Source organism: Solwaraspora sp. WMMA2059 (genome assembly GCF_027497315.1).
Classification (GTDB): Bacteria; Actinomycetota; Actinomycetes; order Mycobacteriales; family Micromonosporaceae; genus Micromonospora_E.
The window spans coordinates 368,040-394,611 of record NZ_CP114908.1; the positions used below are offsets into that span (position 1 = coordinate 368,040).

Below are 26,572 nucleotides of genomic sequence, written 5' to 3' on the forward strand. Positions count from 1 at the left end.
GCCGGTGACCGAGTTGCTCGGTCCGGCGCAGATCCGGGAGCTGGCCGGCCGGCTGGCGGTGGCACCCACCAAACGGCTCGGGCAGAACTTCGTGCACGACCCGAACACGGTCCGGCGGATCGTGTCCGCCGCCGATCTGCCAACGGACGCGGTGGTGCTGGAGGTCGGCCCCGGGCTCGGCTCGCTGACCCTTGGCCTGCTCGACCAGGTGCGCCACCTGCACGCGGTGGAGATCGATCCGGTGCTCGCCGGCGCGCTGCCGCAGACCGTCGCCGGCTGCGGCGGCGACCTCGCCCGGCTGACCGTGCACACCGCCGACGCGCTGCGGACCACCGCCGCCGGTCTCGGCGGGCCGGAACCGACCGCGCTGGTGGCCAACCTGCCGTACAACGTGGCGGTGCCGGTGGTGCTGCACCTGCTCGCCGAGCTGCCCAGCCTGCGGCAAGGGCTGGTGATGGTGCAGAAAGAGGTGGCCGACCGGCTGGTCGCCGGCCCGGGCTCGCGCACGTACGGCGTACCGTCGGTGAAGCTGGCCTGGTACGCCGCCGCCCGTACTGCGGGTCGGGTCCCGCCGAGCGTGTTCTGGCCGGTGCCCAACGTCGACTCCGGGCTGGTCGCGTTCACCCGCCGCGAGCCACCGGCGGTGCCGGCGGGTCAGCCGGTGGACGGGTTCCGGCGGCGGGTCTTCGCCGTGGTGGACGCCGCGTTCGCGCAGCGCCGCAAGACGCTGCGGGCGGCGCTGGCCGGCTGGGCCGGCGGGGCGGACCGGGCGGCGGCGGTGCTGGCCGCGGCCGGGGTCGACCCGCGTGCGCGGGGGGAGGCGTTGACCGTGGCGCGGTTCGCGGCGATCGCTGCGGCGGCGCCGCTGGTCGAAACGGTGGCCGAGTAGGCTGGCGGCCGTGATCGTGACGAGAGGTACCCGCGCGGCCCACCTCAGCCGGGGTATTTCCCGGTGACCGAGGCATGGCGGCCGGGCGACGAGGACGAGATTTTCCGTCGCGGCGCCCGCAGCTCGGTCAAGGTGCGGGTGCCAGCCAAGATCAACCTGCGGTTGGCCGTCGGCCCGCTCCGGCCCGACGGCTACCACGAGGTGAGCACCGTCTACCACGCGATCGCGCTCTACGACGAGCTGACCGTCCGGCGGGCCGACACGCTGATCCTGACCATGGACGGTGAGGGCACCGGCGAGCTGGCGCTGGACGACTCCAACCTGGTGCTGCGCGCCGCCCGGGCGCTGGCCAGGCACGCCCGGGTCCCCGCGCACGCCCGACTGCACCTGCGCAAGCAGATCCCACTCGCGGCCGGCCTGGCCGGCGGCAGCGCGGACGCCGCCGCAGCGTTGGTCGCCTGCGACGAGCTGTGGGGGACCGGGCTGACCCGTGACGACCTGGCCGGGCTGGCCGCCGGCATCGGTTCGGATGTGCCGTTCCTACTGCACGGCGGCACCGCGCTGGGCACCGGCCGGGGCGAGGCGATCAGCCCGGTGCTGGCCCGACCCACCACCTGGTACTGGGTCGTCGCGGTCGCCGACGGCGGCCTGTCCACCCCCGAGGTCTACGCCGAGCTGGACCGGCTGCGGGCGGCCGGTGCGGCGCCGCCACCGGTCGGCGCCGCCGACGAGTTGCTGGCCGCGCTGCGCCAGCGGGATCCGCAGGTGCTGGCCGGCGCGCTCGGCAACGATCTCGAGCCGGCCGCGCTGTCCATGCGCCCGGCGCTCAAGCAGGTGCTGGACACCGGGGTGGCAGCCGGGGCACTGGCCGGCATGGTCTCCGGGTCCGGCCCGACCTGTGTCTTCCTGGCTGCGGACGCGGCTGGCGCGGCCACCGTCGCGGCCGCGCTCGACGATGCCGGGGTCTGCCGGGACGTGCACCTGGCGCACGGCGCCGTCGCCGGGGCGAGGCTGATCTGATGGTGAACATTGTCAATCTGGATCGGGTGTCCAAGGGCTACGGCGCAGTCGGGCAGTTGCTCACCGAGGTCTCGCTGGGCTTGGACGACAGCGACCGGATCGGCGTCGTCGGTCTCAACGGTGCCGGCAAGTCGACCCTGCTGCGGCTGCTCACCAAAGCCGAGGAACCCGACGCCGGGCGGGTCACCCACCGCCGGGACCTGCGGGTCGCCGCGCTGCCCCAGACGCTCGAGCTGGCCGGTGACGCCACCGTACGGGACGTGGTGCTCGGCACCGCGTGGCTGGCCGAGGGGTTCGGCGCCGAGCACGAGTGGGCCGGCGACGCCGGGGTGCGTACCGTCCTCGACGGTCTCGGCATGCCGCACCTCGGCCTGGACCAGCCGGTCGGGCCGATGTCCGGCGGCGAGCGGCGCCGGATCGCCCTGGCCGCGCTGCTGATCCGCCCAGCCGAGCTGCTGATCCTGGACGAGCCGACCAACCATCTGGACGTCGCCGGGGTGGCCTGGCTCGCCGCATACCTGGTGCAGCGTCGCCGGGGCGCGCTGGTAGTGGTCACCCACGACCGGTGGTTCCTCGACGAGGTCTGCACCGACACCTGGGAGGTCGCCGACCAGACGGTCCGCGCCTACGAGGGCGGGTTCGCCGCCTGGACGCTGGCCCGCGCCGAACGGGAGCGGGTCGCCGCGGCTACCGAGGCCCGCCGACAGAACCTGCTGCGTAAGGAGATCGCCTGGCTGCGCCGTGGCCCGCCGGCCCGTACCTCCAAGCCGCGGTTCCGGATCGAGGCGGCGAACGCGCTGATCGCCGACGTGCCGCCGCCGCGCGACACCGTGTCGCTGCACCGGCTGGCCACCGCCCGGCTCGGCAAGCAGGTCTACGAGCTGGACGACGTGACCGCGTACGCCAGGGAGAAGCTGATCCTCGACGGGCTGACCTGGCAGATCGGTCCGGGGGACCGGTTCGCGATCGTCGGCGCCAACGGTGCCGGCAAGACCACACTGCTGCGGTTGCTGGCCGGGGTCCGTGCCCCTCAGCAGGGCCGGGTGGTGACCGGGGCGACGGTCCGGCCGGCCTTCCTGTCCCAGGAGCTGGCCGAGCTCCCCGGTGAGCTGCGGGTGCTGGAGGCGGTGGAGGAGGTTGCCCGCCGGGTGGTGTTCGGCGACCGCGAGCTTGCCGCGACCCAGTTCGCGGAGATGTTCGGCTTCACCGACCGGCGGCTGTGGACGCCGGTCGGAGATCTGTCCGGTGGCGAGCGCCGCCGGCTGCAGCTGCTGCGACTGCTGGCCGCCGAGCCGAACGTGCTGCTGTTCGACGAGCCCACCAACGACCTGGACACCGACACCTTGGCGGCGCTGGAGGACCTGCTCGACTCGTGGCCGGGCACGCTGATCGTGGCCAGCCACGACCGGTACCTGATCGAGCGGGTCACCGACGAGACGTACGGCATGTTCGGCGACGGCCGACTGGTGCATCTGCCCGGCGGGGTCGACGAGTACCTGGCCCGAGCCGGCGGTGCCGCCGGCTCCGGTGCGGCGCGGGCCGCCGGGGCCGGTCCCGGGGCCGACCGGCCGGCGGGTTCCGGTGTGGCCGGCCCGGCTGCGGCCGGCGACCGGCCGGCGGGTGACGCCGCCGGTGGCGGGCTGTCCGCCGGTGACCTGCGGGCGGCCCGCAAGGAGCTGGCCCGACTGGAACGCCAGGTCGGCAAGCTGGAGCAGCAGGAGACGGCGCTGCACGAGGAGTTGGCCCGACACGCCACCGACTTCACCCGGCTCGCCGAGCTGGACGCCCGACTGCGTGAGGTGCAGGCGCAGCGCAGCCGTACCGAGGAGGAGTGGCTCGCCCTGGCCGAGCAGGTGAGCTAGGCGTCGGGTGAGCCGGACCGGTTGGTGAGCTGGGCCGCGCCGGCCGGGGCCACCCCCCGCTGGTCGCGGGCGATGAGCGACAATCGTCGGCGACCACCCCCGTCGGCGTTGGAGCAGACCCCATGCACACCCCCGTCAACCACCCCGCCCGGCCGATCTACCGGGCGGTCGCCGCGCTGACCGGCCTCTACTTGGTGATCTTCGGTGTCGTCGGGATCATCGTCACCAGCGGCGACGCCCTCTTCGCACAGAACGACAGCCGGGTGCTCGGCCAGGGCGCCAACCTCGGCTTCTCCGGGCTGTGCCTGGTGCTGGGCGTGGCCGTGCTGGCCGGCGTAGGGTTCGGCCGCAACATCGACACGGCGATCAACAAGGTGCTGGCGTACGGCCTGATGGCGTTGAGCCTGGCCGAACTGGCGGTGCTGCGCACCGACGCCAACTTCCTCAACTTCACGGTGAGCACCTGCCTGGTCGTGATGATCGTCGGCCTGGTGCTGCTGATGGCCGCCATGTACGGCCGGATCGGCACCGAGCAGGAGGCCCAGGCGTGGCGGGACGGTCGGCTGGTGCTGTGACCTGGACCGGTGCTCTGGTCCGGGGTCGCTGATCGGGCGGCGGGGCCGGCTGATCCCGTAGCCGCCTACCGGTCGGTTCGGCTGCGCGCCACCCGCCCGCGGCGGGAGAATCCGGGGAATGACGCCCGCGTCGCCGCGACGCGGGCCTGGGTCGGCGACAGGAGCGGCAGCCATGGCGCACATTCCGGTCAACCACCCGCTGCGGCCGGTCTACCGGACGATCGCCGGGCTGACCGGCCTGTACGTGCTGATCTTCGGCATCGCCGGAACGGTCGCCACCTGGGGTGATCCGCTGTTCGCCCGGGACGACGTCTGGGTGCTCGGGCTGCGCACCAACCTCGCGTTCTCGATCTCCTCGATCGTCTACGGCGGGCTGATCCTGATCGGGGCGATCATCGGCGGCCGGGCCGGGCACCTCGCCAACCTCACCATCGCGGTGGTCTTCATGGTCACCGGCCTGCTGATGATGGCCCTGCTGCAGACCGACGCCAACTTCCTGAACTTCTCGATGTCGACCGTGATCGTGTCGCTGATCTTCGGTCTGATCTTCCTGGCCACCGGCCTGTACGACAAGGTGGGGCCGGCCGAGGCGGCCGGCGACGAGGAACGCTACCGGCGCGGCGCGCACCGACCTGCTGAGCAGGCCCGGCAGTGAGCGTACGCCGACCCGGTACGGCCCGACCCCGGCGATCAGTGGTTGCGGCGCCGGGTCAGCAGGGTGGGTTTCGCTTCCAGGTGGGACAGGCCGTTCCAGGCCAGGTTGACCAGGTGCGCGGCGACCGTCTCCTTGCGCGGCTTGCGTACCTCCAGCCACCAGCGCCCGGTCAGCGCGACCATCCCGACCAGCGCCTGGGAGTACAGTTCGGCGAGCTTCGGGTCGTACCCCCGGCTCTTGAATTCGGCACCGAGGATGTGTTCCACCTGGTGCGCAACGTCGTTCATCACGCTGGAGAAGTTGCCGGCGGCCGACAGCAGCGGCGACTCGCGGACCAGCACCCGGAAGCCGTTCGTCTCCGCCTCGATGTAGTCCAGCAACGCCAACGCGGCCTGCTCCAACAACTCACGTGGGTGCCCGGCGGTCAGCGCGTTGGTGATCCGGTCGAGCAGGGCGCGGACCTCCCGGTCCACCACGACCGCGTACAGCCCTTCCTTGCCGCCGAAGTGCTCGTACACCACCGGCTTGGAGACCTTCGCCCGGGAGGCGACCTCCTCGATGGAAGTGGCGTCGAACCCCCGCTCGGCGAAGAGCTGCCGTCCGATGGTGATCAGCTGCTCCCGGCGTTGCGCGGCCGACATACGGACCCGGGAGTTCGATTTGGCCGGTGCCGCCGGTGGTGGTGGCGGTGCCGGTGTGCCGCCCGGTGAAGCGTCACCGTTGGTGGTTGGGTTGTCCGTCACTTGGCTCCTCCTGCCAGTGCCGGGCCACCGGGCCGGTGCCCGCACCGACCCGGTGGGTAGCCGTACCGGCTGCGGTCCGGCTCAGCCAGCCGGCTTGACCAGCTTGGCCGCGATCCGTTCCGGCTTCGGCCAGCGGACGTTGGAGACCGCACCGGTCTTCTCCAGCAGCCAGATCACCCGGGCGGAGATGTCGATCTGCCCGCGCAGTACGCCGTGCCGGGCGCAGGTCGGGTCGGCATGGTGCAGGTTGTGCCAGCTCTCGCCGAAGCTCAGGATGGCCAGCGGCCAGAAGTTCGACGCCTTGTCGCCCTGCCGCACCTCGAAGGGGCGTTCCCCGTAGACGTGGCAGACCGAGTTGATCGACCAGGTGATGTGGTGCAGCAGCGCCACCCGGACCAGGCCGGCCCAGAAGAACGCGGTCAGCGCACCCTGCCAGGACCAGGTGGCCAGGCCGCCGATCGCCGCCGGGGCGAGCATGGTGAACACGACCAGCGCCGGGAAGAGCTGGTCGATGCGGCGGATGTCCTTGTCGGCGAGCAGGTCCGGGGTGAACCGCTCCTGGTTGGTCAGGTCGCGGTGGAACAACCAGCCGACGTGGGCGTAGAGCAGGCCCTTGGTCAGCCCCCAGACGCTGGTGCCGAACCGCCACGGGGAGTGCGGGTCACCCTCGATGTCGCTGAAGGCGTGGTGGCGGCGGTGGTCGGCGACCCACTGGATCACGTTGCCCTCGATCGCCAGCGAGCCGGCGAGCGCCAGGGTGATCCGCAGCCACCGCTTCGCCTTGAACGAGCCGTGGGTGAAGTACCGGTGGAACCCGACGGTGATGCCCAGCCCGGCTACCACGTAGAAGACCAGCCCGATGATGACGTCGGTCCAGCCCAGCCAGCCGCCCCAGGCGACCGGTACGGCGGCGATCAGCGCCAGGAACGGGACGGTCACGAAGGCGCCGAGGGCGATCAGCACACCGATCGACTGTTTGCCGACGGTCAGCGGCTTGGGGGCGGGGCCGGGGTTGGTCTGTGGCGGCTCGAGTAGGGCGGTTGACATGGCACCTCGCAGCGGTGACGGTTCGACCGCGGTGCGCCGGGGCGTTCCAGCCGGTGCGGCGGCCAGCGGTGAAGAAACGGGAACTTACGCCTACGTCACCGTAACCTACGGAGCCGTAGTTTTCTACGGTCGAGTTCCCGAGCCGGGCCGCGTGCGCACTCGGCCGGGCGGGGGCGGCGGCGGGGCGGGCCGGGCGACGGGAGTACGCCGGAATCCGCCCGGCACGCTAGGCTGTGTCCGTAGCACGATCGGCCGTGGTGTAATTGGCAACACCTCGGGTTTTGGTCCCGATATTCTAGGTTCGAGTCCTAGCGGCCGAGCTTCCCGCGACACCCAGACCGCTGGCGGTGACGCTGGGTGTCGTGCCAGGTCAAGCAGGTGTGCCGCCGCCCTGACGGGAGCATTTCTCGTGATCCAGCCCCGGTCCCGTACCGTGGTCGTCCTCGCTGCCGGCGAAGGCAAGCGGATGAAGTCGGCGCTACCCAAGGTGCTGCACCCGCTGCTCGGCCGGACCCTGGTCGGGCACGTCCTCGCCGCTGCCGCTGCCGCGGCCGCCGCCGCCGAGCGCACCCTGGTCGTCGTCGGACACCGCGCCGAGCAGGTCACCGCGCACCTGTCGGAGATCGCCCCGGCGGCCGTGCCGGTGCTGCAGGCCGAGCAGCACGGCACCGGGCACGCGGTCCGGCTGGCGATGGCGGCCGCGCCCGACGCCACCGGAACTGTCGTGGTGCTCAACGGCGACGTGCCGCTGCTGCGTCCGGAGACGGTCGCCGAGCTGATCGAGGCGCACGAGTCGGCCGGCGCGGCCGCCACCGTACTGACCGCCGAGGTCGCCGATCCGACCGGTCTGGGGCGGATCGTCCGCGATCCGGCCGGCGGCCTGGAGCGCATCGTCGAGGAGCGCGACGCCAGCCCGGAGCAGCGCCGGATCCGCGAGATCAACGCCGGGATCTACGCCTTCGACGCGGCCGGACTGCGCGACGCGCTCGGCAAGCTGACCACCGACAACGACCAGGGCGAGGAGTACCTGACCGACGCCGTCGGTCTGCTCGCCGCCGCCGGAGCGCCGGTCGGCGTGCACGTCGCCGCCGACGTGACCGAGACGCTGGGCTGCAACGACCGGGTGGAGCTGGCCCGGTTGCGCCGGCTGCTCGCCGACCGGGTCAACGAGGGCTGGATGCGCGCCGGGGTGAGCATCCTCGACCCGGCCACCACCTGGATCGACGTGACGGTGCACCTGGAACGCGACGCCGTCGTCGAGCAGAACACCCAGCTGTACGGCACCAGCACGGTCGGAGCCGAGGCCATCGTCGGGCCGGACGTCACATTGATCGACACCGCAGTCGGTGCGGGCGCGACCGTGCTGCGCTCGCACGCCGTGCAGGCCCGGATCGGCGTCGGCGCGAGCGTCGGCCCGTACGCCTATCTGCGCCCGGACGCCCAGCTCGACGAGCGGGCCAAGGTCGGCACCTTCGTCGAGGTGAAGAAGTCGCAGATCGGCGCGGGCGCCAAGGTGCCGCATCTGAGCTACGTCGGGGACGCCACGATCGGCGCCCGGGCCAACATCGGCGCGGCGACGATCTTCGTCAACTACGACGGGGTGCACAAGAGTCACACCACGGTGGGGGAGTCCGCCTTCGTCGGCTGTGACAGCAGCCTGATCGCCCCGGTCGAGATCGGCGCCGGTGCCTACGTCGGGGCGGGCAGCGTGGTGAACCGGGACGTGCCGCCCGGCGCGCTCGCCGTCACTCGGGCCCAGCAGCGCACGGTCGACGGCTGGGTGCAGTCCCGCCGGCCGGGCACCGCCGCCGCGGCGGCGGCGGAGCGCGCCGGGGCCGGTACGGCCGGTGCCGGGAATGGGCAGGTCGGGGCCGGCAACGGTGAAGCGGCCCACCATCACGGTGCCGGCGACCCGGTTCCGGGAGATACTGCGACTGACTAGTCCAGCGGCGTACGGCCCAGCCAGGTCGGCGTCCGCAACCACCCTGACGGGAGCAGACGTCTCGATGGGCAGCATCGTCGCCGAGAACCGCAAGAGCCTGATGCTTTTCACCGGCCGGGGTTTCCCCGAGCTCGCCGAGGAGATCGGTGAAGTGCTCGGCATCGCACCCACCCCGTCCGACTCGTACGAGTTCTCCAACGGTGAGATCTTCGTCCGGTTCAAGGAGTCGGTCCGCGGCTCGGACGCGTTCGTCGTCCAGTCGGTCACCCACGGCGTCAACCGCTGGGTGATGGAGACCCTGATCATGATCGACGCGCTGAAACGTGGCTCGGCCAAGCGGATCACCGTGGTGCTGCCGTTCTACCCGTACTCGCGTCAGGACAAGAAGCACCGCGGCCGGGAGCCGATCTCCGCCCGGCTGATCGCCGACCTGCTGCGCACCGCCGGTGCGGACCGGATCCTCACCGTCGATCTGCACACCGCACAGATCCAGGGCTTCTTCGACGGCCCGGTCGACCACCTCTTCGCGATGGACATCCTGGCCGGCTACGTCGAGAGCCGGTTCGCCGGGCGGCCGATGACCGTGGTCGCGCCGGACTCCGGCCGGGTCCGGGTGGCCGAGCGCTGGACCGACCGGCTCGGCGGCTGCCCGCTGGCCTTCATCCACAAGACCCGGGACCCGCTCAAGCCGAACCAGGTAGTGGCGAACCGGGTGGTCGGTGACGTCGAGGGCCGGGTCTGCCTGATCGTCGACGACATGATCGACACCGGTGGGACGATCACCAAGGCGGCGGAGATCCTCTACGACGCGGGTGCGTCGGACATCGCGGTCGCGGCCACCCACGCGTTGCTGTCCGACCCGGCCACCGAGCGGTTGAAGAACAGCCGGATCAGCGAGGTGGTGGTGACCAACACCCTGCCACTGCCGGCGGAGAAACAATTGGACAAGCTCACCGTACTGTCCATCGCGCCGCTGTTGGCCCGGGCGATCCGCGAAGTCTTCGACGACGGCTCGGTGACGACGCTGTTCGGCGGGCTGAGCTGATCTACGGCCCGCGCCCGCGCGGGCTGAGCTGATCTACGGCCCGCGCCCGCGCGGGAAGATCCGCCCACACAAGGGGTACTGCCTGAACCAGTTCACCAGCCTCGGGTAGACTGGTGCGGTTGCCACGGCGAGGGTGCCCTGCGGGCCGCTGCTGACGAAGCGCTGCCGCCCGGAAGCACCGTGATCGACGCGGTGCTCCGGGCACTGCCCAGTTGGACGAGCGCCCAGCGTGCCCCTTCGCCCGGCACCGCCGACATCGCATCCGTCTCCCCGGAGCCGGATCAGGTTCCCCCGCACGCACTGCCGAAACTCCAGGAGTACTCCCGTGTCCGAGGTAAAGATCAGCGCCGAGCCCCGCACCGAGTTCGGTAAGGGTGGTGCCCGCCGTACCCGCCGGGCCGGCAAGGTGCCCGCCGTGCTGTACGGCCACGGCGAGAAGCCCAAGCACATCGCGTTGCCCGCCCGTGAGTTCGCCGCCGCGATCCGGCACGGCGGCGCCAACCAGCTGTTCGCCATCGACATTACCGATGGCACCCAGGCGCTGGCGCTGACCAAGGCGATCCAGCGTGACCCGGTCAAGGACACCTTCGAGCACGTCGACCTGCTGCTGGTCCGCCGGGGCGAGAAGGTCACCGTGGACATCCCGGTGCAGCTGGTCGGCGAGCCGGCCAAGGGCACCCTGGTGATGCACGAGCACGACACGCTGTCGGTCAGCGCCGAGGCGACCCGGGTGCCGGAGTCGCTGGAGGTGTCGATCGAGGGTCTGGAGCCGGGCTCGCACGCCACCGCCGGCGACGTCCAGCTGCCGGGCGGGGTCGAGCTGACCGTCGACCCGGCGACCGTGCTCGTGGTGGTCTCCGCCGCGCCGAGCGCCGCCCAGCTCGACACGGAGACCGGCGAGGAGGCAGCCGAGGAGTCCGTCGCCGAGGGCGCCGCCGAGCAGCCGGTCTGACCTGCCGTTCGACGATCCGGGCGTCCCGCTGCCGGCCCTGCCGCAGCGGTGACGCCTTGATCCGTTTCAGGAGGTGTGGTGGAGACGGCACCGTGGCTGGTCGTGGGGCTGGGCAACCCGGGCCGGGAGTACGCCCGCAACCGGCACAACGTCGGGTTCATGGTCGCGGACCTGCTCGCCGGTCGGCTGGGCGTGCGGTTGAGCCGGCACCGTAGGGCGGCGGCCGAGTCCGGCGAGGGGCGGCTCGGCCTGGGCGGGCCGAAGCTGGTGCTGGCGAAGCCGCTGACGTACATGAACCTTTCCGGTGGCCCGGTGGCCGCGTTGGCGAAGTTCTACAAGGTGCCGGTCGAGCAGATCGTCACGGTGCACGACGAGCTGGACATCGACTACGGTCGACTGCGGGTGAAGCAGGGCGGTGGAGAGGGTGGCCACAACGGGTTGCGCTCCATGTCCCGGTCGCTCGGCAGCAAGGAGTACCTGCGGGTCAGGTTCGGGATCGGGCGTCCGCCCGGTCGACAGGATCCAGCAGATTATGTTTTGTCAGATTTCTCGACAACTGAACGCAAGGAACTCGACTTTCTCGTCGATCGGGCCGCTGACCTGGTGGAAGCGGTGGTCGTCCGAGGGCTCGAGTGGGCCCAGAACACGTACCACAGCACCTGAGAGGCGGCTGTGGCGTTACGTCTGGGACAGCTGGATCGTGAACCGGGCAGAACACCGCCCGTGGATTCCGGGTGGACGGCCCGGTTTCAGCCGGGCAGGTAGGAGAGGAGCCAGATGAGCACGCCGCCGGTAACCGATGCCGCATTCGCCCGATGGCTCGCCGGGCGCGCCGGCGAGTCGCTGCTCCAGGTCCGTGAGGAGCTGGGGTACGCCGACCCGACCGCGCTCAAGGCGGCCGGTGACAAGGTCTCCCACGACCTGCTCCGTACCGAACTGGCCCGCTGGCGGCCGGCGGACGCGGTGCTGTCGGAGGAGGACGACGGCGCCCGCCAGGCGCTGCCGGACCCGGACGCCGAGACCTCGACGGACGCCGGGCCGTCCCGGCTCACCGCCGACCGGGTGTGGATCATCGACCCGCTCGACGGCACCCGGGAGTTCTCCGAGGAGGGCCGCGCCGACTGGGCGGTGCACGTGGCGCTCTGGTCCCGCAGCGGCTCCACCCCGCACCGGCTGGTCGCCGGCGCGGTGGGCCTGCCCGCCCAGCACCGCACGATCAGCACCGAGCACCCGCCGCCGTACCCGCCGATGCCGGCGGCGGCGTCGGCCGGCGGCGCGATCCGGCTGGCCGCCAGCCGCAGCCGGCCACCCGCCTTCGTCACCGCGCTCGCCGAGCAGCTCGGTGCCGAGCTGGTGCCGATGGGCTCGGCCGGCGCCAAGATCGCCGCGGTGATCGCCGGCGACGCCGACGCCTACGTGCACGCCGGCGGCCAGTACGAGTGGGACTCGGCCGCGCCGGTCGCCGTGGCGACCGCCACCGGTCTGCACGCTTCCCGGATCGACGGATCCGCGCTGCAGTACAACGAAGCCAACCCACGGCTGCCAGATCTGGTGGTCTGCCGACGAGATCTTGCCAGCAAACTGCTCGCAGCGTTGCGACAGCATCTGCAGGTATCCTGACCCTCTATCTCCAGCTTGCCAACCGGAAAGGTCTGGTATTCGGATGACCAAGCTTCGGATGACCCACAACCAGGGGTGGGTGTGATGACCAACGCGACCGCGTACCGCGTCTCCCACCTCGACGCGCTGGAGGCGGAGAGCATCTTCGTCATGCGCGAGGTCGTCGCCGAGCTGGAGCGGCCGGTGCTGCTCTTCTCCGGCGGCAAGGACTCGATCGTCATGCTGAGGCTGGCGCAGAAGGCATTCGCCCCGGCCCGGATCCCGTTCCCGGTGATGCACGTCGACACCGGGCACAACTTCCAGGAGGTGCTCGACTACCGCGACCGCCGGGTCGACGAACTCGGTCTGCAGCTGGTCGTCGCCAGCGTGCCGGAAGCCCTCGAGTCGGGGCTGGTCCACGAGTCGCCGGACGGGATGCGCAACCGCATCCAGACCCCGGTGCTGCTGGCTGCGGTCGAGAAGTACCGGTTCGACGCCCTGTTCGGCGGGGCCCGCCGGGACGAGGAGAAGGCCCGGGCCAAGGAGCGGGTCTTCTCGTTCCGCGACGAGTTCGGCCAGTGGGACCCGAAGAACCAGCGCCCCGAGCTGTGGTCGCTGTACAACGGCCGGCACCACCCGGGCGAGTCGATCCGGGTCTTCCCGCTGTCCAACTGGACCGAGCTGGACGTCTGGCACTACATCGCCCGGGAGCGGATCGAGCTGCCGCCGATCTACTTTGCCCACGAGCGCGAGGTGATCGAGCGCGACGGCATGCTGTACGCCGTCAACGAGTTCATCCAGCCCCGCTCCGGCGAGACGTCGTTCATCGAGCAGGTGCGCTACCGCACCGTCGGCGACGCCTCCTGCACGGCGGCGGTCCGCTCCCCGGCGGACACCGTCGAGAAGGTGATCGACGAGGTCGCCGCGACCCGGATCACCGAGCGCGGGGCCACCCGGGGCGACGACCGGGTCAGTGAGGCCGCCATGGAAGACCGCAAGCGGGAGGGCTACTTCTGATGACGGTGACGGCTGACGCCCCCACCACCCGGGCCATGGACCTGCTGCGGTTCGCCACCGCCGGCAGCGTCGACGACGGCAAGTCGACCCTGATCGGTCGGCTGCTCTACGACACCAAGTCGCTCTTCACCGACCAGCTGGAAGCGGTCGAGGCGGTCAGCGCGGCCCGGGGCGACGAGTACACCAACCTGGCGCTGCTCACCGACGGCCTGCGCGCCGAGCGGGAGCAGGGCATCACCATCGACGTGGCGTACCGCTACTTCGCCACCCCCCGGCGCAAGTTCATCATCGCCGACACCCCCGGGCACACCCAGTACACCCGCAACATGGTCACCGGTGCCTCCACCGCCGATCTGGCGCTGATCCTGGTCGACGCCCGCAAGGGCCTGGTCGAGCAGTCCCGCCGACACGCGTTCCTCTGCTCGTTGCTGCGGGTGCCGCACCTGGTGCTCTGCGTCAACAAGATGGACCTGGTCGACTGGGACCAGTCGGTCTACGAGACGATCGCCGACGAGTTCACCACCTTCGCCGCCAAGCTCGAGGTGCCCGACCTGTCGGTCATCCCGATCTCGGCGTTGAACGGCGACAACATCGCCACCCGCTCCGAGCGCAGCCCCTGGTACGAAGGCCCGTCGCTGCTGCACCACCTGGAGCATGTGCACATCGCCTCCGACCGCAACCTGGTCGACGTGCGGTTCCCGGTGCAGTACGTGATCCGGCCGCAGTCGACCACCGTCACCGACTACCGTGGCTACGCCGGCCAGGTCGCATCCGGGGTGCTCAAGCCCGGCGACGAGGTGATGGTGCTGCCGTCCGGGCTGACCAGCACGATTGCCAGCATCGAGACGGCCGACGGCCCGGTCGACGAGGCGTTCCCGCCGATGTCGGTGACCGTGCGACTCACCGACGAGCTGGACATTTCCCGGGGCGACCTGATCTGCCGGCCGCACAACGCGCCCACCCCGGCGCAGGACGTCGAGGCGATGATCTGCTGGATGGACGAGACGCGGCCGCTGCAGGTGGGCGGCAAGTACGCCATCAAGCACACCACCCGCAGCGCCCGCGCCGTGGTCCGTGGCGTGCAGTACCGGCTGGACGTCAACACGTTGCACCGTGACGAGTCGGCCAGCCAGCTCGGCCTCAACGACATCGGCCGGGTCACCTTCCGGAGCACGGTCCCGCTGCTCACCGACGAGTACCGGCGTAACCGGACCACCGGCGGTTTCATCCTGATCGACGAGTCGACGAACCGGACCGCCGCCGCCGGCATGATCATCGAAGCCGGCTGACCCTGGGCTGACGGGTCGGGTCCGCTGTCACTGGCGGGCCCGACCCTGCGGCTGAGTTCACCAGCGTCCGTAGACCGGGGCCCGGCCGGCGGCCAGCGCGCCGAGCGCGGCCACGATCTGGGTGCTGCCGCAGTCCAGCAGCATGGTCGGCACCATCAGCCGGGCACCCGGCGGCACCGCCGGGTGCGGTGTCTGCGCGTCGATGAAGATCAGGTCCTCGATTCCGGTCCGGCGGACCTGCACCGCCGACACCGCGTCCCACGGCAGCCAGACCGGGTTGGCGCGGAAACTGCCGTTCGCCACCCAGACCCCGGTCCGGTCGGCGGCCAGCACCGGGCCACGGCCGGTGAACCGGCCGTGCCACATGGTCACCGTCGCGGCCAGCAACCCGCCGAGCAGCAGCACCGGCAGGCCGGCCAGCGCCATCGTCGCCGGTCGGCCGACCGCCGCCTCCCTCGCGACCAGGTACGCCAACCCGCCGAGCAGCCCACCGGCCAGCAACCAGCAGACGGCGGCCAGCCCGCCGGCCCAGATCAGGAACCGGCGTCCGTCGATCCGGACCAGGAACGGGGTGTCCTCCGCCGGCCGGTCGGTCATCTCCTGCACCACGGGCACCTCCGCCGCCACTGGTCTAATGTGTCGCGGCGAGGTTAGTGGATCCGTTCGGCTCCCGCGCAGGGCAGGGCGGTGAAGAATGTCGGCGGCGGGAAACCGTGGCCGGCGTACGCCGCGCCCACTGTGGCCGCGACCCGGTCGGCGGCATCCGCATCGACCAGCGCCAACACGCAACCACCGAAGCCGCCGCCGGTCATCCGGGCACCGTACGCGCCGCCGGCCAGCGCTGCGGTCACCGCGACGTCCACCTCCGGGACGGTGATCTCGAAGTCGTCACGCATCGACGCGTGCGAGGCGGTCAGCAGTGGACCGATCTCCCGGATCCGGCCGGACCGCAGCAGCGTCACCGTCTCACGGACCCGGTGGTTCTCGGTGACCACGTGCCGGACCCGGCGGCGCGTCGGGTCGTCCGGCAGCCGGTCCAGGGCGGCCGGCAGGTCGTCGGCCGGAACGTCGCGCAGTGCCGGTACGCCGAGCAGCCGGGCCGCCCGCTCGCAGGCGCCCCGCCGGGCGGCGTACTCACCGGAGACGTGCCGGTGCGGGGCCCGGGTGTCGATCACCAGGACGGCCAGCCCGGCTTCGGCCAGGTCGAACGGGACGTGCTCGACGTCGAGCGACCGGCAGTCCAGGAACAGTGCGTGCCCGGCCCGGCAACGGATCGACGCCGACTGGTCCATGATCCCGCAGGGCACGCCGGCGTAGCCGTTCTCCGCCCGCTGGGCCAGCGCCGGCCGCCGGTCCACCGGCAGCCGGTCGGTGCCGATGCCGCCGAGGTCGGTCAGGGCGGTCAGCACTGCGGCCTCCAGTGCCGCCGACGACGACAGGCCGGCGCCGAGCGGTACGTCGGACGCGATGGCCAACCGGGCGGCCGGTACGGGGTATCCGGCGTCGCGCAGCGCCCACACGACGCCGGCGACGTAGCCGCCCCAGCCGTCGACCGCGCCGGGCCGGTCCGCGTCGGCGACGCCGAACGCGATCTCCTCGCCGGACTGCTCCGACCAGACGGTCCAGCCGGGCTCTGCCTCTCCGGCTGGCTCTGCCGGACCGGCCTCTACGGCTGCCTCTGCCGGACCGGCCGCGACGACGGTGCGGTGCGGTAGGGCGAACGGCAGCACGAAGCCGTCGTTGTAGTCGGTGTGTTCGCCGATCAGGTTGACCCGTCCGGGTGCCGCCCACACGCCGGCCGGCGGTACGCCGTACCGCTGCTGGAAGCCGTCGTGGGCGCGGCGGGTGACCGGCTCCGCGTCGCTGCCGCGTGCGCCGCCGTCGGCTACCGGGAGTGTCACTTGTCGATGTCCCTTCACGGCGCCGGTCGTCCGGAGAAGATTCCATCACACCCGGCCAGGAATCAACAGTGGTGACGGGTAAATCCAACAGAGTCGAACATTGCCGACCGGCGGCGGCCGGTCGGATACCGGCGAGACATCGATCCACCGGTGCTGTCAGAATTGTCGACATGTCCGAGCCCGCCTCCCGCCCCCGGGTGCTCTCCGGCATCCAGCCCACCGCCGACTCGTTCCACCTCGGCAACTACCTCGGCGCGGTGCGCAACTGGGTGGCGATGCAGGACAGCCACGACACCTTCTACTGCGTGGTCGACCTGCACGCGATCACCGCCGGCCACGACCCGCAGGTGCTGCGCCAGCGGACCCGGGTGGCCGCCGCCCAGCTGCTCGCCGCCGGTCTCGACCCGGGCCGGTGCACCCTGTTCGTCCAGTCCCAGGTGCCGCAGCACGCCCAGCTTGCCTGGGTGATGGGCTGCATCACCGGGTTCGGCGAGGCGAGCCGGATGACGCAGTTCAAGGACAAGTCCGCCAAGCAGGGCGCCGAGCGGGCCAGCGTCGGGCTGTTCACCTACCCGGTGCTGCAGGCCGCCGACATCCTGCTCTACCAGGCCGACGCGGTCCCGGTCGGCGAGGACCAGCGGCAGCACCTGGAACTCACCCGGGACCTGGCGCAGCGGTTCAACACCCGGTTCGGCGCCACCTTCACCGTGCCGGCCCCGTACATCGTGCGGGACACTGCCAAGATCCTCGACCTGCAGGACCCGACCGCCAAGATGTCCAAGTCGTCGTCCTCCCCGGCCGGCATCATCGACCTGCTGGACGATCCGGCAAAATCGGCCAAGAAGATCCGCTCGGCGGTCACCGACACCGGCCGGGAGATCATCTACGATCCGGAGAGCAAGCCCGGCATCAGCAACCTGCTCACCATCTACGCCGCGCTCAGCGGCCGGACGCTCGACGAGCTGACCGCCGCGTACCAGGGCAAGGGCTACGGTGACCTGAAGAAGGACCTGGCGGAGGTGGTGGTGGAGGTCGTCCGGCCGATCCAGGAGCGCACCCGCGGCTACCTCGACGACCCGGCCCAGCTGGACAAGGTGCTGGCGATCGGCGCGGGTAAGGCCGAGGCGGTGGCGGCCGCGACGCTCGCCGCCGTGTACGACCGGGTCGGCTTCCTGGCACCCGCGGGGACTGTCTGACAGTGTCCGTCATCGGCGCGCGACCAGCTCCCGGTCAGGTGCGGATCGGCGTCGCCATCGACATCCCGCAGCCCTGGGGCGAAGAGCTGACCCGTCGCCGGGCCGAGGCCGGCGACCCGGCCGCCGAGTACGTGCCCGCGCACATCACCCTGCTCGGCCCGACCGACATCGTCGAAGATCAGTTGGCCGAGGTGGAGGCGCACCTGGCGGCGGTGGCTGCCGCGCACCCGCCGTACCCGCTGCACCTGCGCGGAACCGGGACGTTCCGGCCGATCACCGAGGTGGTCTTCGTCGCGGTGGCGGCGGGGATCAGCGAGTGCGAGCTGCTGGCCTCGGCAATCGGCACCGCCGACCAGCTCGTCCGGGAAAGCCGCTTCGCGTACCACCCGCACGTGACCGTCGCCCAGGACGTGCCAACCGATGCGATGGACAAGGTCTACGACGACCTGGCAGGCTTCGAGGCACAGTTCGAGGTCGACTCGTTCACGCTCTTCTCGCACAGCGGTGAGGGGCGGTGGCGGCCGCACCGGGACTTCCCGCTCGGCGGCTGACCGCTCGCGGTGCCCGCCCGGCTGACCACCTGACGCTGCCCCGATGCACCAGGATGACGGGGTGAACGTATTCGACCGGGCCTGGTCCGGCACCCAGCGGGCCCTGGACCGGTCCCGGCGGCGGTACCCGCGCCTGAACCACCTCTGGCGGGCGGTCGAACGCTACAACCAGGTGCTGGGCGGGCGGCTGGCCGCCGCGATCGCGTACTACGGGTTCTTCGCCGTCTTCGCCCTCGGTCTGGTCGCGTACTGGGTGTTCGGCGCCCTGGTGGAGGCCAACGCCGAGGTCAGCGCGGCGGTCGCCGACTTCCTGCTGCAGAACCTGCCGTTCCTGGACCTGGACCAGATTCAACGCAACAGTGGCCAGGTCGGTGTCGTCGGCCTGGTGCTGCTCGGGTTGACCGGCATCGGCTGGGTGGAGGCGATCCGCTCCTCGCAGCGGTTGGTCTACCAGCTCGACCAGCAGCCCGGCTTCTTCGGCGTACGGCAGGTCGTCGACCTGGCCGTACTCGTCGGGGTGTTCCTGCTGATCGGCGTTTCGGTCGGCGCGGTCGACGCGCTGCGGTCGCTGCTGGGTTGGCTGCTCGGCGAGAGCTCGGTCGCCGCGGCCGTCGCGAGCGTGCTGCTCGCCTTCGTGATCAACCTGGTGCTCGCCGCGGCGCTGCTGGTCGCGGTGCCCCGGCTGCGGATGTCCGCCCGGCGGCTGGTCGCCCCGATTGTCGTGGTGGCGTTCGGGCTGACCGTGTTGAACACCGCCGGGCGGTTCTACGTCGGCAGGTTCGAGCGCAATCCCGCGTACACCGTGGTGGCCGGCGCGGTCGGGTTGCTGATCTATCTCTACCTGCTCAACCAGCTGCTGCTGTTCGGCGCGGCGCTGGCCGCGACCAGCCGGCACGGCCGGGTGGTCGACCTGACCGCCCGGCGGACAGCCGGGCGTACGCCCCGCCGGACAGCCGGAACGGCACCGTCAAAAGCAGTAAAAGCGGCAAAAGCCGCCGACGGTCTCCGGTGTACGACGATGATCGGTCAGGTGGGGGCACTAGTCACGCTTGAGCTGCCGGACGACTCACCGGCGCACACGATGCCGTGGATCATCACCTTCGGGCCGCTCGGCGACCAGGACGGCGAGTGGGAACCGGTGGTGTGCGGGCCGTACGAACGGGCGCACGCGCTGGCCCTGGCCGAGACGGTGGTCGCCGACGAGGAGCTGATGGCGGTGGTCGAGCCGCTGCTGACCCTGGTCACCGTCGAGGAGATCCGCGGCGAGCTGGCCGCCGCTCAGGCCTCCGCCGACGAGGACGTCGCCGAGTACGACGACTTCGAGGATCTGGTCGGCGGCAACGACGCCGAGCCGCAGGAGCGTCACGTCGAGCCGTCGCCGCCGCCGTCACCGGACGAGGTACGCGCCGGCATGGCCCGCATCGCCAACATGCTGACCGCCGGGAGCTGACCATCAGTGGTGGTGCCCCGGGACCATTCCTGGTCCCGGGGCACCGTCACCACCTTCGCCCCCCCACCACAAGGGGTCCTTGCCCAGCCGCCCGGCGGCACTTCCGGCTCGACGAACGACCGGTGTTTCCTGCTCCGAGCCATACCCGGCGCCGGGCCGTCGTAAACCTGGCCGCCCCCTGCCAGCCGGCCGGGGCGAAACGGGCGTCAGGCCGGCTGGAACCAGGCGGCGGCGTCGACCGGCAGCAGTCGGCGACCGGGCGGTCCGTCCAACGGCGCGCTGGTGATCAGCGGTACGCCGTACCCGTCGACCGGCACCGGCGCACCGCTGAGGTTGACCACGCAGACCAGCGCCTCCGCGCCGCCGTCCGTGTCGGTCCCGCCGTCGTCACCGCGTAGGAACGCCAGCACGCCCGGCCCGGCCTCCAGCCAGGACAGCCCGGTGCCGTCGCCGGCCGGGGCGTCGCGCAGCGCCGGATGCTCGGCCCGGACCGCCAGGGCCCGCCGGTACAGCTCCAACGTCGAGGACCCGTCGCCGGTCTGGGCCTGTGCGGTCAGCGGCGCCCAGTCGGCCGGGGCCGGCAGCCACGACGCCGTCGACCCGGCCGGCCCGAAGCCGTACGGCGGGGTGTCGCCGCTCCACGGCAGCGGCACCCGGCAGCCGTCGCGGCTGTGCCCGGTGCGGCCGAACGCCGGGTCCTGCCGCAGATGGTCGGGCAGGTCCAGGACCTCCGGCAGGCCCAGCTCCTCACCCTGGTAGAGGTAGGTGCTGCCGGGCAGGGCGAACATCAGCAGCGCGGCGGCGCGGGCCCGGCGCAGCCCGACCTCGCCGTCGCCGTACCGGGTGACGTGCCGCTGCTTGTCGTGGTTGGACAGCACCCAGGTGGTCGGCGCGCCGACGATCGCCGCTTCGGCGAGCGCGGTGTCGATCACCTTGTGGAACGAGTCGGCCGACCAGGTGGCGTCGAGGAAGTCGAAGTTGAACGCCTGGTGCAGCTCGTCCGGGCCGATGTAGCGGGCGAGCCGCTGCGGGGTCTCCGCCCACGCTTCGGCGATCGCCATCCGCCCGCCGGGGTAGCTGTCCAGGACCGGTCGCCAGGCGCGGTAGATGTCGTGCACCTCGTCCTGGTCGAAGTAGGGCAGCCGGCCCTTGCCGAGCAGTTCGATCTGCCGGCGTCCGGTGGTGGCCGAGGTCCAGCCGATGTCCGGCAGCCCGTCGGCCTTGATCATCCCGTGGGCGACGTCGATGCGGAACCCGTCGACGCCCCGGTCCAGCCAGAACCGCAGGATCTGCTCGAACTCGGCGCGCACCTCGGGGTGGCGCCAGTTGAGGTCGGGCTGGGCCGGGTCGAACAGGTGCAGGTACCACTGGCCGTCGGGCAGGCGGGTCCAGGCCGGCCCGCCGAAGATCGACTCCCAGTCGTTCGGCGGCTCTTCGCCATTGTCGCCACGGCCGTCGCGGAACATGTACCGGTCCCGCTCCGCCGACCCGGGCGCGGCGGCGAGCGCCGCGACGAACCACGGGTGTACGTCGGAGGTGTGGTTCGGCACGATGTCGACGATGATCCGCAGGCCGAGCGCGTGCGCGTCGGTGATCATCTCGTCGAAGTCGGTGAGGTCGCCGAACATCGGGTCGACCTCGCGGTAGTCGGCGACGTCGTAGCCGCCGTCGACCATCGGGGAGCGGTAGAACGGCGTCAGCCAGAGCGCGTCGACGCCGAGGTCGCGCAGGTACGGCAGGCGGCTGCGGATGCCCTGCAGGTCACCGATGCCGTCGCCGTCGGAGTCGGCGAAGCTGCGCACGTACACCTGGTAGACGGCGGCGGTCCGCCACCAGTCGTCGCGGGCGGTGCGGGGCGCGGCCTGGGCAGGATCGATCGTCACGGGTTCCCCGTCCTGTCGGTGCGTTGCTGGCTCTGCTCCGAGCATGCCTGCCGGTTCTTGCAAGAGTCAAGCAACCCTTGCGCAAGCTCTCAGCTGGCGGGCGCGGCCGCTGCGGCGGCGAGGTGGGTGACCTGCGGGGCGATGCCGGTGGAGCCCCGGGCCACCAGTTCGGGGCGGAACACGTACTCCGAGTTCGGGGCGGCGTGCCCGTTGATCTCGTCGACCAGGGCGCGGACCGCCGCCACCGCCATCGCGATCACCGGCTGGCGCAGCGTGGTCAGCGGCGGATCGGTGAACGCCATCAGCGGCGAGTCGTCGTAGCCGGCCACCGACACGTCACCGGGCACGGACAGGCCACGCTGCCGGGCGGCCCGGATCGCGCCGAGCGCCATCAGGTCGGAGCCGCAGGTGATGCCGGTGACCCCCTTGTCGAGCAACCGGTTCGCCGCCGCCTTGCCACCCTCCACACCGAACAGTGACAGGGCGGTCAGCTCGTCGATCTCGGCGTCGCTGGCACCGACGAGGCGGCGCATCGCCGCCCGGAACCCGGCCAGTTTGCGCTGCACCGGCAGGAACCGGTCCGGCCCGGTGATCAGTCCGATCCGCCGGTGGCCGAGGGAGACGAGATGTTCCACGGCCAGCTCGCCGGCTTCCCGGTCGTCGCAGGAGACAAACGGGGCTTCGATGCCTTCGGCGTACCCGTTGATCAGCACGATCGGCAGCGGCCGGGCGATCAGTTTGCGGTAGCGGTCGTGGTCGGCGGCGGTGTCGGCGTGCAGGCCGGAGACGAAGACGATGCCGGCGACCTGACGGTCCAGCAGCATCTCCACGTACTCGTCCTCGGTGACCCCGCCGGGGGTCTGGGTGCAGAGCACCGGCGTGTAGCCGGACTGGGCCAGCGCGGACTCGATGGTCTGCGCGAACGCCGGGAAGATCGGGTTGTCCAACTCCGGCACCACCAGGCCGACCAGGCCGGCGCTGCGTTTGCGCAGCCGGGCCGGGCGTTCGTAGCCGAGCACGTCGAGCGCGGTCAGCACCGCCTGGCGGGTCTCCGTAGCCACCCCGGGGCGGTCGTTGAGCACCCGGGACACCGTGGCCTCGCTGACGTCGGCCTGGCGGGCGATGTCGGACAGTCGTGCGCGCATGGCGTTCACGGTAGCGCACCGGCAAGTTCTTGCGACGGTCCCTGCAAGCCCTTCCATTACTTGCAACACCTTGCTAACGTCCCGGCAACACGCGACGAAACCGTGCCGTTAACGCGGCACCGTACTGCAATAACTTCCACGACAGGAGTCCCGATGCGCGTCCATACCACGTCGGTGGCCGCCGGGCTGGCCGCCGCGCTCGCGCTGGCCGCCGCCGGCTGCGGCAGCAGCGACGGCGAACCCGCCACCACCGACAGCCCCGACGCCGCCGCCGGCGGCACCCTGGTCATCTGGGCCGACGACAAGCGCAGCGCCGCCCTCGCCCCGTTCGCCGAGAAGTTCGGCGCCGACAACGGCGTCACCGTCGAGGTCCAGGCCATCAGCAAGGACCAGCAGACTACCTTCGTCACCGCCTCGCAGCAGGGCAGCGGCCCGGACGTGATGGTCGGCGCGCACGACTGGATCGGCAACCTGGTGCAGAACGGCGCCATCGAGCCGGTCCAGCTCACCGGCGACCAGACCGCCGGCTTCGCCGAGGTCGCCATCCAGGCGGTCACCTTCAACGGCCAGGTCTACGGCGTCCCGTACGCGATGGAGAACGTCGCCCTGATTCGCAACACCGCGCTCGCCCCCGACGCCCCGGCCACGATCGAAGAGCTCGTCGCCACCGGCGAGCAGCTCAAGGCCGACGGCAAGGTGTCGGAGATTCTCTGCCTGCAGGTCGGGCAGAACGGCGACGCCTACCACCTGTACCCGCTCTACACCTCGGCCGGCGGCAGCCTGTTCGGCACCACCGCCGCAGGCGACTACGACCCGACGCAGCTCGGCGTCGGCACGCCGGAGTCGATCGCCGCGTTCGAGAAGATCGCCACGCTGGGCGAGAAGGGCAAAGGCGCGCTGAAGCGCTCCATCACCCCGGAGAACTCGATCGCCACCTTCACCAGCGGCAAGTGCGCCTTCCTGGTCTCCGGGCCGTGGGCGATCACCGACGCCAAGGGCGCTGACATCGCGTACGACATCAGCCCGGTCCCCGGCTTCGCCGGTGGCGCGCCCGCGCAGCCGTTCGTCGGCGTGCAGACCTTCTACGTCGCCGCGAAGGGCGAGAACAAGGCCCTGGCGCAGGAGTTCGTCGCCAACTACACCACCCAGACCGACCTGGCCGTCGCCCTCTACGAGGCCGAGCCGCGCCCGCCGGCGCTGACCGCCGCCCTCGACCAGGTCGCCGGGGCCGACCCGGACCTGGCGAAGTTCCAGCAGGCCGGGCAGGGCGGCGCGGTGCTGCCGGCGATCCCCGAGATGGCCGCCATCTGGGACCCGTTCGGCAAGGCCGAGGCCGCGATCGTCGGCGGTGCCGACGTGGCGAGCACGATGACCGCCGCCGGTCAGACGATCGCCGAACAGATCAAGTAATGCGAACCACCGGAGCCGGCGGTCTGCTGGCCAAGGCGCTGCTGCTCGGCCTGGTCGCGGCGATCGCGATCTGGGCGGCGTTCCCGCTGATCGCCGCCGAGGCGTGGGTCGGGCTGGGCATCCTGGTCGTCACGACCGCCGGCATCGGCTACCTCTACCTGGGTCGGCGACACGTGCCGGCGAAGTACCTGATCCCCGGCACCCTGTTCCTGATCGCCTTCCAGATTTTCCCGGTGCTCTACACCGCCTCCACCGCGTTCACCAACTTCGGCGACGGACACCGGGGCAGCAAGACTGAGGCGATCGCGGCCATCCAGGCCACGTCGGTGGTCCAGGTGCCAGGATCCATCGAGTACGCGATGACTGTCGCCACGGTCGGCGACCCGGCCACCGGTGACCTGGTGCTGCTGGTCGTCGACCCGGCCGACGGGGTCGTCTACGCCGGTGACGCCGACGGGTTGACCGAGCTGCCGGCCGGCGACGTCACCGTCACCGACGCCGGCAAGGTGACGGCGGCCGACGGCTACACGCTGCTCAACGCCGGCCAGGCCAGCGCCCGCAGCCAGGAGATCACCGACCTGGCGGTGCCGACCGACGACGGGGCGATCCGCTCCATCGGGCTGTCCCGGGCGTACGAAGGGGTCGCGGTCCGGGCGTACGACGAGGATTGTGATTGTGTGACCGACACCGTGACGGGCACGGTGTGGACGGCCGACGACGACGCCGGCTCGTTCGTCTCCGCCGACGGCGACCGGCTGTTGCAGGGCTGGCGGGTCGGCGTCGGGCTGGACAACTTCACCCGCGTGTTGACCGACCGCAGCATCTCCGGGCCGTTCCTCGGCACCCTGGTCTGGAACTTCGCCTTCGCGATCGGCTCCACCGGCGGCACGTTCGTCCTTGGGCTGCTCTGCGCCCTGGCGCTGCACTCCGACCGGGTGCGGGGGCGCAACCTCTATCGGGTGTTGTTGATCCTGCCGTACGCGATGCCGTCGTTCGCGATGCTGCTGGTCTGGCGGGACATGTTCAACACCGACTTCGGGCTGATCAACCAGTTCTTCGGGTTGACTGTGGACTGGTTCGGGCAGGACTGGTCGGCCCGGCTGGCGGTGATCGGCGTACAGCTGTGGCTCGGGTACCCGTACATGTTCCTGGTCGCCACCGGCGCGTTGCAGGCCATCCCGAAGGAGCTGACCGAGGCCAGCTCGATCGACGGCGCGAACCCGTGGCAGGCGTTCCGCCGGGTGACGTTGCCGCTGCTGCTGGTGGCGTTGACGCCGCTGCTGATCGCCTCGTTCGCGTTCAACTTCAACAACTTCAACGCGATCTATCTGACGACCGAGGGTGGGCCGTTCCCGGCGGACAATCCGAGTGTCGGCGCGACGGATCTGCTGATCACCTACACGTACCGGTTGGCGTTCGGCGCGGCCGGCGCGCAGTACGGCTTCGCCGCCGCCATCTCGATCTTCATCTTCACGCTCGTCGCGGTGATCTCCGCGGTCAGCTTCCGGCGCACCCGGCAACAGGAAGAGGTGTACGCGTGAACCGGCGCTCGTTCACCCGTTGGCTGAGCCGGGTCGGCTGGCGGCACCTGGTGGCGCTGCTGGCGGTGGCGTTCTCGCTGTTCCCGATCGTGTTCGTGCTGTCGGCGGCGGTGAACCCGCTGGGCACCCTGTCGTCGACCGACCTGTTCCCGACCGGGGCGTCGGGCAACAACTTCCGGCGGCTGTTCGCCGACACGGCGTTCGGCCGCTGGTTCGGCAACTCGCTGCTGATCGCCGGGCTGGCGTCGTTCGCGTCGGTGTTCCTGTCGTCGCTGGCGGCGTACGCCTTCTCCCGGATGCGGTTCCGGGGCCGGCGGGTCGGGCTGCTGTCGCTGCTGCTGATCCAGATGTTTCCGCAGTTCCTGGCGATCGTCGCGATCTTCCTGATCTTCTCGACGATCACCGACCTGTGGCCGACGATCGGGTTCAACACCCCGTGGGGGCTGATGCTGCTCTACCTCGGTGGCGCGCTCGGGGTGAACACGTGGCTGATGAAAGGCTTCTTCGACACCCTGCCGAGGGAGTTGGACGAGTCGGCCACCATGGACGGGGCGTCGCACGCCCAGGTGTTCTTCCGGATCATGCTGCCGCTGGTGGCGCCGATCCTGGCGGTCACCGGGCTGCTGGCGTTCATCAACACCATCAACGAGTTCCTGATCGCCAACGTCTTCCTCACCAACCCGGAGGCGAAGACGCTGGCGGTCGGCATGTACGGCCTGGTGGCGGGGGAGCGGAACAACAACTTCGGGATCTTCGCCGCCGGCACGCTGCTGACGGCGATCCCGACGGTGCTGGTGTTCCAGCTGCTCAGCCGCTACATCGTCGCCGGTCTCACCTCCGGGTCTGTGAAGGGTTAGCTT

General features: G+C 71.3%; 24 protein-coding genes, 1 tRNA gene and 1 pseudogene. 20 read left to right on the plus strand and 6 right to left on the minus strand.

What is annotated here, in order from left to right; all coding sequences use genetic code 11:
- Window positions 1–4 precede the first annotated feature (4 nt).
- The 5 genes from rsmA (at window position 5) to O7553_RS01695 (ending at window position 5,001) form a co-directional block, all read left to right on the plus strand.
- Complete coding sequence (gene rsmA, locus O7553_RS01675; protein ID WP_281553146.1) at window positions 5–889, plus strand: 16S rRNA (adenine(1518)-N(6)/adenine(1519)-N(6))-dimethyltransferase RsmA; 885 nt, start codon at window positions 5–7, stop codon at window positions 887–889.
- A 63-nt stretch (window positions 890–952) separates the two neighbouring features.
- The gene (locus O7553_RS01680) at window positions 953–1,909 is read left to right on the plus strand and encodes a 4-(cytidine 5'-diphospho)-2-C-methyl-D-erythritol kinase (RefSeq protein WP_281553147.1); all 957 of its coding nucleotides are present in this window, start codon (window positions 953–955) and stop codon (window positions 1,907–1,909) included.
- Window positions 1,909–3,771: an ABC-F family ATP-binding cassette domain-containing protein gene (locus O7553_RS01685; protein ID WP_281553148.1), complete on the plus strand. Its 1,863-nt coding sequence runs from the start codon at window positions 1,909–1,911 to the stop codon at window positions 3,769–3,771. Before O7553_RS01680 ends, O7553_RS01685 begins: the two co-directional genes overlap by 1 nt.
- Before the next feature lie 122 nt (window positions 3,772–3,893).
- On the plus strand, window positions 3,894–4,346 hold the full coding sequence (locus O7553_RS01690; RefSeq protein ID WP_281553149.1) for a DUF4383 domain-containing protein: 453 nt from the start codon (window positions 3,894–3,896) through the stop codon (window positions 4,344–4,346).
- Between the two features lie 172 nt (window positions 4,347–4,518).
- Window positions 4,519–5,001, plus strand: coding sequence for a DUF4383 domain-containing protein (locus tag O7553_RS01695; RefSeq protein ID WP_281553150.1), 483 nt, complete (start codon window positions 4,519–4,521; stop codon window positions 4,999–5,001).
- A 35-nt stretch (window positions 5,002–5,036) separates the two neighbouring features.
- On the opposite strand, the gene O7553_RS01700 is transcribed toward O7553_RS01695, so the two are convergent.
- Together O7553_RS01700 and O7553_RS01705 are read right to left on the minus strand one after the other, a co-directional pair.
- Window positions 5,037–5,642, minus strand: a complete 606-nt coding sequence (locus tag O7553_RS01700; RefSeq protein ID WP_281555416.1) for a TetR/AcrR family transcriptional regulator — start codon at window positions 5,640–5,642, stop codon at window positions 5,037–5,039.
- Between the two features lie 183 nt (window positions 5,643–5,825).
- Window positions 5,826–6,791: an acyl-CoA desaturase gene (locus O7553_RS01705; protein ID WP_281553151.1), complete on the minus strand. Its 966-nt coding sequence runs from the start codon at window positions 6,789–6,791 to the stop codon at window positions 5,826–5,828.
- A gap of 248 nt (window positions 6,792–7,039) precedes the next feature.
- Here O7553_RS01705 and O7553_RS01710 point away from each other — a divergent pair.
- From O7553_RS01710 to O7553_RS01745, 8 genes are all read left to right on the plus strand, one after another.
- A tRNA-Gln gene (locus O7553_RS01710) sits at window positions 7,040–7,111 on the plus strand.
- An 89-nt stretch (window positions 7,112–7,200) separates the two neighbouring features.
- The gene (gene glmU / locus O7553_RS01715) at window positions 7,201–8,733 is read left to right on the plus strand and encodes a bifunctional UDP-N-acetylglucosamine diphosphorylase/glucosamine-1-phosphate N-acetyltransferase GlmU (protein ID WP_348651186.1); all 1,533 of its coding nucleotides are present in this window, start codon (window positions 7,201–7,203) and stop codon (window positions 8,731–8,733) included.
- A gap of 64 nt (window positions 8,734–8,797) precedes the next feature.
- Window positions 8,798–9,778 (plus strand): ribose-phosphate diphosphokinase, encoded by a 981-nt coding sequence (locus O7553_RS01720; RefSeq protein ID WP_281553152.1) that lies wholly within the window; start codon window positions 8,798–8,800, stop codon window positions 9,776–9,778.
- 325 nt (window positions 9,779–10,103) lie between these two features.
- On the plus strand, window positions 10,104–10,730 hold the full coding sequence (locus O7553_RS01725) for a 50S ribosomal protein L25/general stress protein Ctc (RefSeq protein WP_281553153.1): 627 nt from the start codon (window positions 10,104–10,106) through the stop codon (window positions 10,728–10,730).
- A gap of 75 nt (window positions 10,731–10,805) precedes the next feature.
- A complete protein-coding gene (gene pth, locus O7553_RS01730; RefSeq protein WP_281553154.1) occupies window positions 10,806–11,393 on the plus strand; it encodes an aminoacyl-tRNA hydrolase in 588 nt (195 codons plus the stop codon).
- Between the two features lie 114 nt (window positions 11,394–11,507).
- The gene (locus tag O7553_RS01735) at window positions 11,508–12,350 is read left to right on the plus strand and encodes a 3'(2'),5'-bisphosphate nucleotidase CysQ (RefSeq protein ID WP_281553155.1); all 843 of its coding nucleotides are present in this window, start codon (window positions 11,508–11,510) and stop codon (window positions 12,348–12,350) included.
- An 84-nt stretch (window positions 12,351–12,434) separates the two neighbouring features.
- Complete coding sequence (gene cysD / locus O7553_RS01740) at window positions 12,435–13,346, plus strand: sulfate adenylyltransferase subunit CysD (protein ID WP_281553156.1); 912 nt, start codon at window positions 12,435–12,437, stop codon at window positions 13,344–13,346.
- Window positions 13,346–14,635 (plus strand): GTP-binding protein, encoded by a 1,290-nt coding sequence (locus O7553_RS01745; RefSeq protein WP_281553157.1) that lies wholly within the window; start codon window positions 13,346–13,348, stop codon window positions 14,633–14,635. Before cysD ends, O7553_RS01745 begins: the two co-directional genes overlap by 1 nt.
- A 57-nt stretch (window positions 14,636–14,692) precedes the next feature.
- On the opposite strand, the gene O7553_RS01750 is transcribed toward O7553_RS01745, so the two are convergent.
- Both O7553_RS01750 and galK read right to left on the minus strand, forming a co-directional pair.
- Entirely contained in the window at window positions 14,693–15,244 is a 552-nt protein-coding gene (locus O7553_RS01750) for a hypothetical protein (RefSeq protein WP_281553158.1), read from the minus strand.
- A 41-nt stretch (window positions 15,245–15,285) separates the two neighbouring features.
- Entirely contained in the window at window positions 15,286–16,536 is a 1,251-nt protein-coding gene (gene galK, locus O7553_RS01755) for a galactokinase (protein ID WP_281553159.1), read from the minus strand.
- Window positions 16,537–16,706: 170 nt separating this feature from the next.
- Here galK and trpS point away from each other — a divergent pair, with 170 nt between their 5' ends.
- From trpS to O7553_RS01775, 4 genes and pseudogenes are all read left to right on the plus strand, one after another.
- The gene (trpS, locus tag O7553_RS01760) at window positions 16,707–17,732 is read left to right on the plus strand and encodes a tryptophan--tRNA ligase (RefSeq protein WP_281553160.1); all 1,026 of its coding nucleotides are present in this window, start codon (window positions 16,707–16,709) and stop codon (window positions 17,730–17,732) included.
- A gap of 2 nt (window positions 17,733–17,734) precedes the next feature.
- Window positions 17,735–18,283, plus strand: coding sequence for a 2'-5' RNA ligase family protein (locus O7553_RS01765; RefSeq protein WP_281553161.1), 549 nt, complete (start codon window positions 17,735–17,737; stop codon window positions 18,281–18,283).
- Between the two features lie 61 nt (window positions 18,284–18,344).
- Window positions 18,345–19,202, plus strand: a pseudogene (locus O7553_RS01770) (YhjD/YihY/BrkB family envelope integrity protein); the annotation flags it as partial.
- A 111-nt stretch (window positions 19,203–19,313) separates the two neighbouring features.
- Window positions 19,314–19,733 (plus strand): hypothetical protein, encoded by a 420-nt coding sequence (locus O7553_RS01775; RefSeq protein WP_281555418.1) that lies wholly within the window; start codon window positions 19,314–19,316, stop codon window positions 19,731–19,733.
- Between the two features lie 206 nt (window positions 19,734–19,939).
- On the opposite strand, the gene O7553_RS01780 is transcribed toward O7553_RS01775, so the two are convergent.
- Together O7553_RS01780 and O7553_RS01785 are read right to left on the minus strand one after the other, a co-directional pair.
- A complete protein-coding gene (locus tag O7553_RS01780) occupies window positions 19,940–21,610 on the minus strand; it encodes a glycoside hydrolase family 13 protein (RefSeq protein ID WP_281555419.1) in 1,671 nt (556 codons plus the stop codon).
- 95 nt (window positions 21,611–21,705) lie between these two features.
- A complete protein-coding gene (locus O7553_RS01785) occupies window positions 21,706–22,761 on the minus strand; it encodes a LacI family DNA-binding transcriptional regulator (protein WP_281553162.1) in 1,056 nt (351 codons plus the stop codon).
- Window positions 22,762–22,914: 153 nt separating this feature from the next.
- Between O7553_RS01785 and O7553_RS01790 the strand changes: the two genes are divergently transcribed.
- From O7553_RS01790 to O7553_RS01800, 3 genes are read left to right on the plus strand one after another with little or no spacing between them, the layout of a single operon-like run.
- Entirely contained in the window at window positions 22,915–24,171 is a 1,257-nt protein-coding gene (locus O7553_RS01790; RefSeq protein ID WP_281553163.1) for a maltose ABC transporter substrate-binding protein, read from the plus strand.
- Window positions 24,171–25,712, plus strand: a complete 1,542-nt coding sequence (locus O7553_RS01795; protein ID WP_281553164.1) for an ABC transporter permease subunit — start codon at window positions 24,171–24,173, stop codon at window positions 25,710–25,712. The genes O7553_RS01790 and O7553_RS01795 overlap by 1 nt, the downstream gene beginning before the upstream one ends.
- Window positions 25,709–26,569, plus strand: a complete 861-nt coding sequence (locus tag O7553_RS01800) for a sugar ABC transporter permease (RefSeq protein WP_281553165.1) — start codon at window positions 25,709–25,711, stop codon at window positions 26,567–26,569. Before O7553_RS01795 ends, O7553_RS01800 begins: the two co-directional genes overlap by 4 nt.
- Window positions 26,570–26,572: the final 3 nt, after the last annotated feature.

Bases quoted from the DNA above. Each gene is read 5' to 3' on its own strand.
- O7553_RS01685 (WP_281553148.1), top strand. From the start codon at position 1,909: ATGGTGAACATTGTCAATCTGGATCGGGTGTCCAAGGGCTACGGCGCA.
- O7553_RS01690 (WP_281553149.1), top strand. From the start codon at position 3,894: ATGCACACCCCCGTCAACCACCCCGCCCGGCCGATCTACCGGGCGGTC.
- O7553_RS01695 (WP_281553150.1), top strand. From the start codon at position 4,519: ATGGCGCACATTCCGGTCAACCACCCGCTGCGGCCGGTCTACCGGACG.
- O7553_RS01700 (WP_281555416.1), bottom strand. From the start codon at position 5,642: ATGTCGGCCGCGCAACGCCGGGAGCAGCTGATCACCATCGGACGGCAG.
- O7553_RS01705 (WP_281553151.1), bottom strand. From the start codon at position 6,791: ATGTCAACCGCCCTACTCGAGCCGCCACAGACCAACCCCGGCCCCGCC.
- O7553_RS01720 (WP_281553152.1), top strand. From the start codon at position 8,798: ATGGGCAGCATCGTCGCCGAGAACCGCAAGAGCCTGATGCTTTTCACC.
- O7553_RS01735 (WP_281553155.1), top strand. From the start codon at position 11,508: ATGAGCACGCCGCCGGTAACCGATGCCGCATTCGCCCGATGGCTCGCC.
- cysD (WP_281553156.1), top strand. From the start codon at position 12,435: ATGACCAACGCGACCGCGTACCGCGTCTCCCACCTCGACGCGCTGGAG.
- O7553_RS01745 (WP_281553157.1), top strand. From the start codon at position 13,346: ATGACGGTGACGGCTGACGCCCCCACCACCCGGGCCATGGACCTGCTG.
- trpS (WP_281553160.1), top strand. From the start codon at position 16,707: ATGTCCGAGCCCGCCTCCCGCCCCCGGGTGCTCTCCGGCATCCAGCCC.
- O7553_RS01785 (WP_281553162.1), bottom strand. From the start codon at position 22,761: ATGCGCGCACGACTGTCCGACATCGCCCGCCAGGCCGACGTCAGCGAG.
- O7553_RS01790 (WP_281553163.1), top strand. From the start codon at position 22,915: ATGCGCGTCCATACCACGTCGGTGGCCGCCGGGCTGGCCGCCGCGCTC.
- O7553_RS01795 (WP_281553164.1), top strand. From the start codon at position 24,171: ATGCGAACCACCGGAGCCGGCGGTCTGCTGGCCAAGGCGCTGCTGCTC.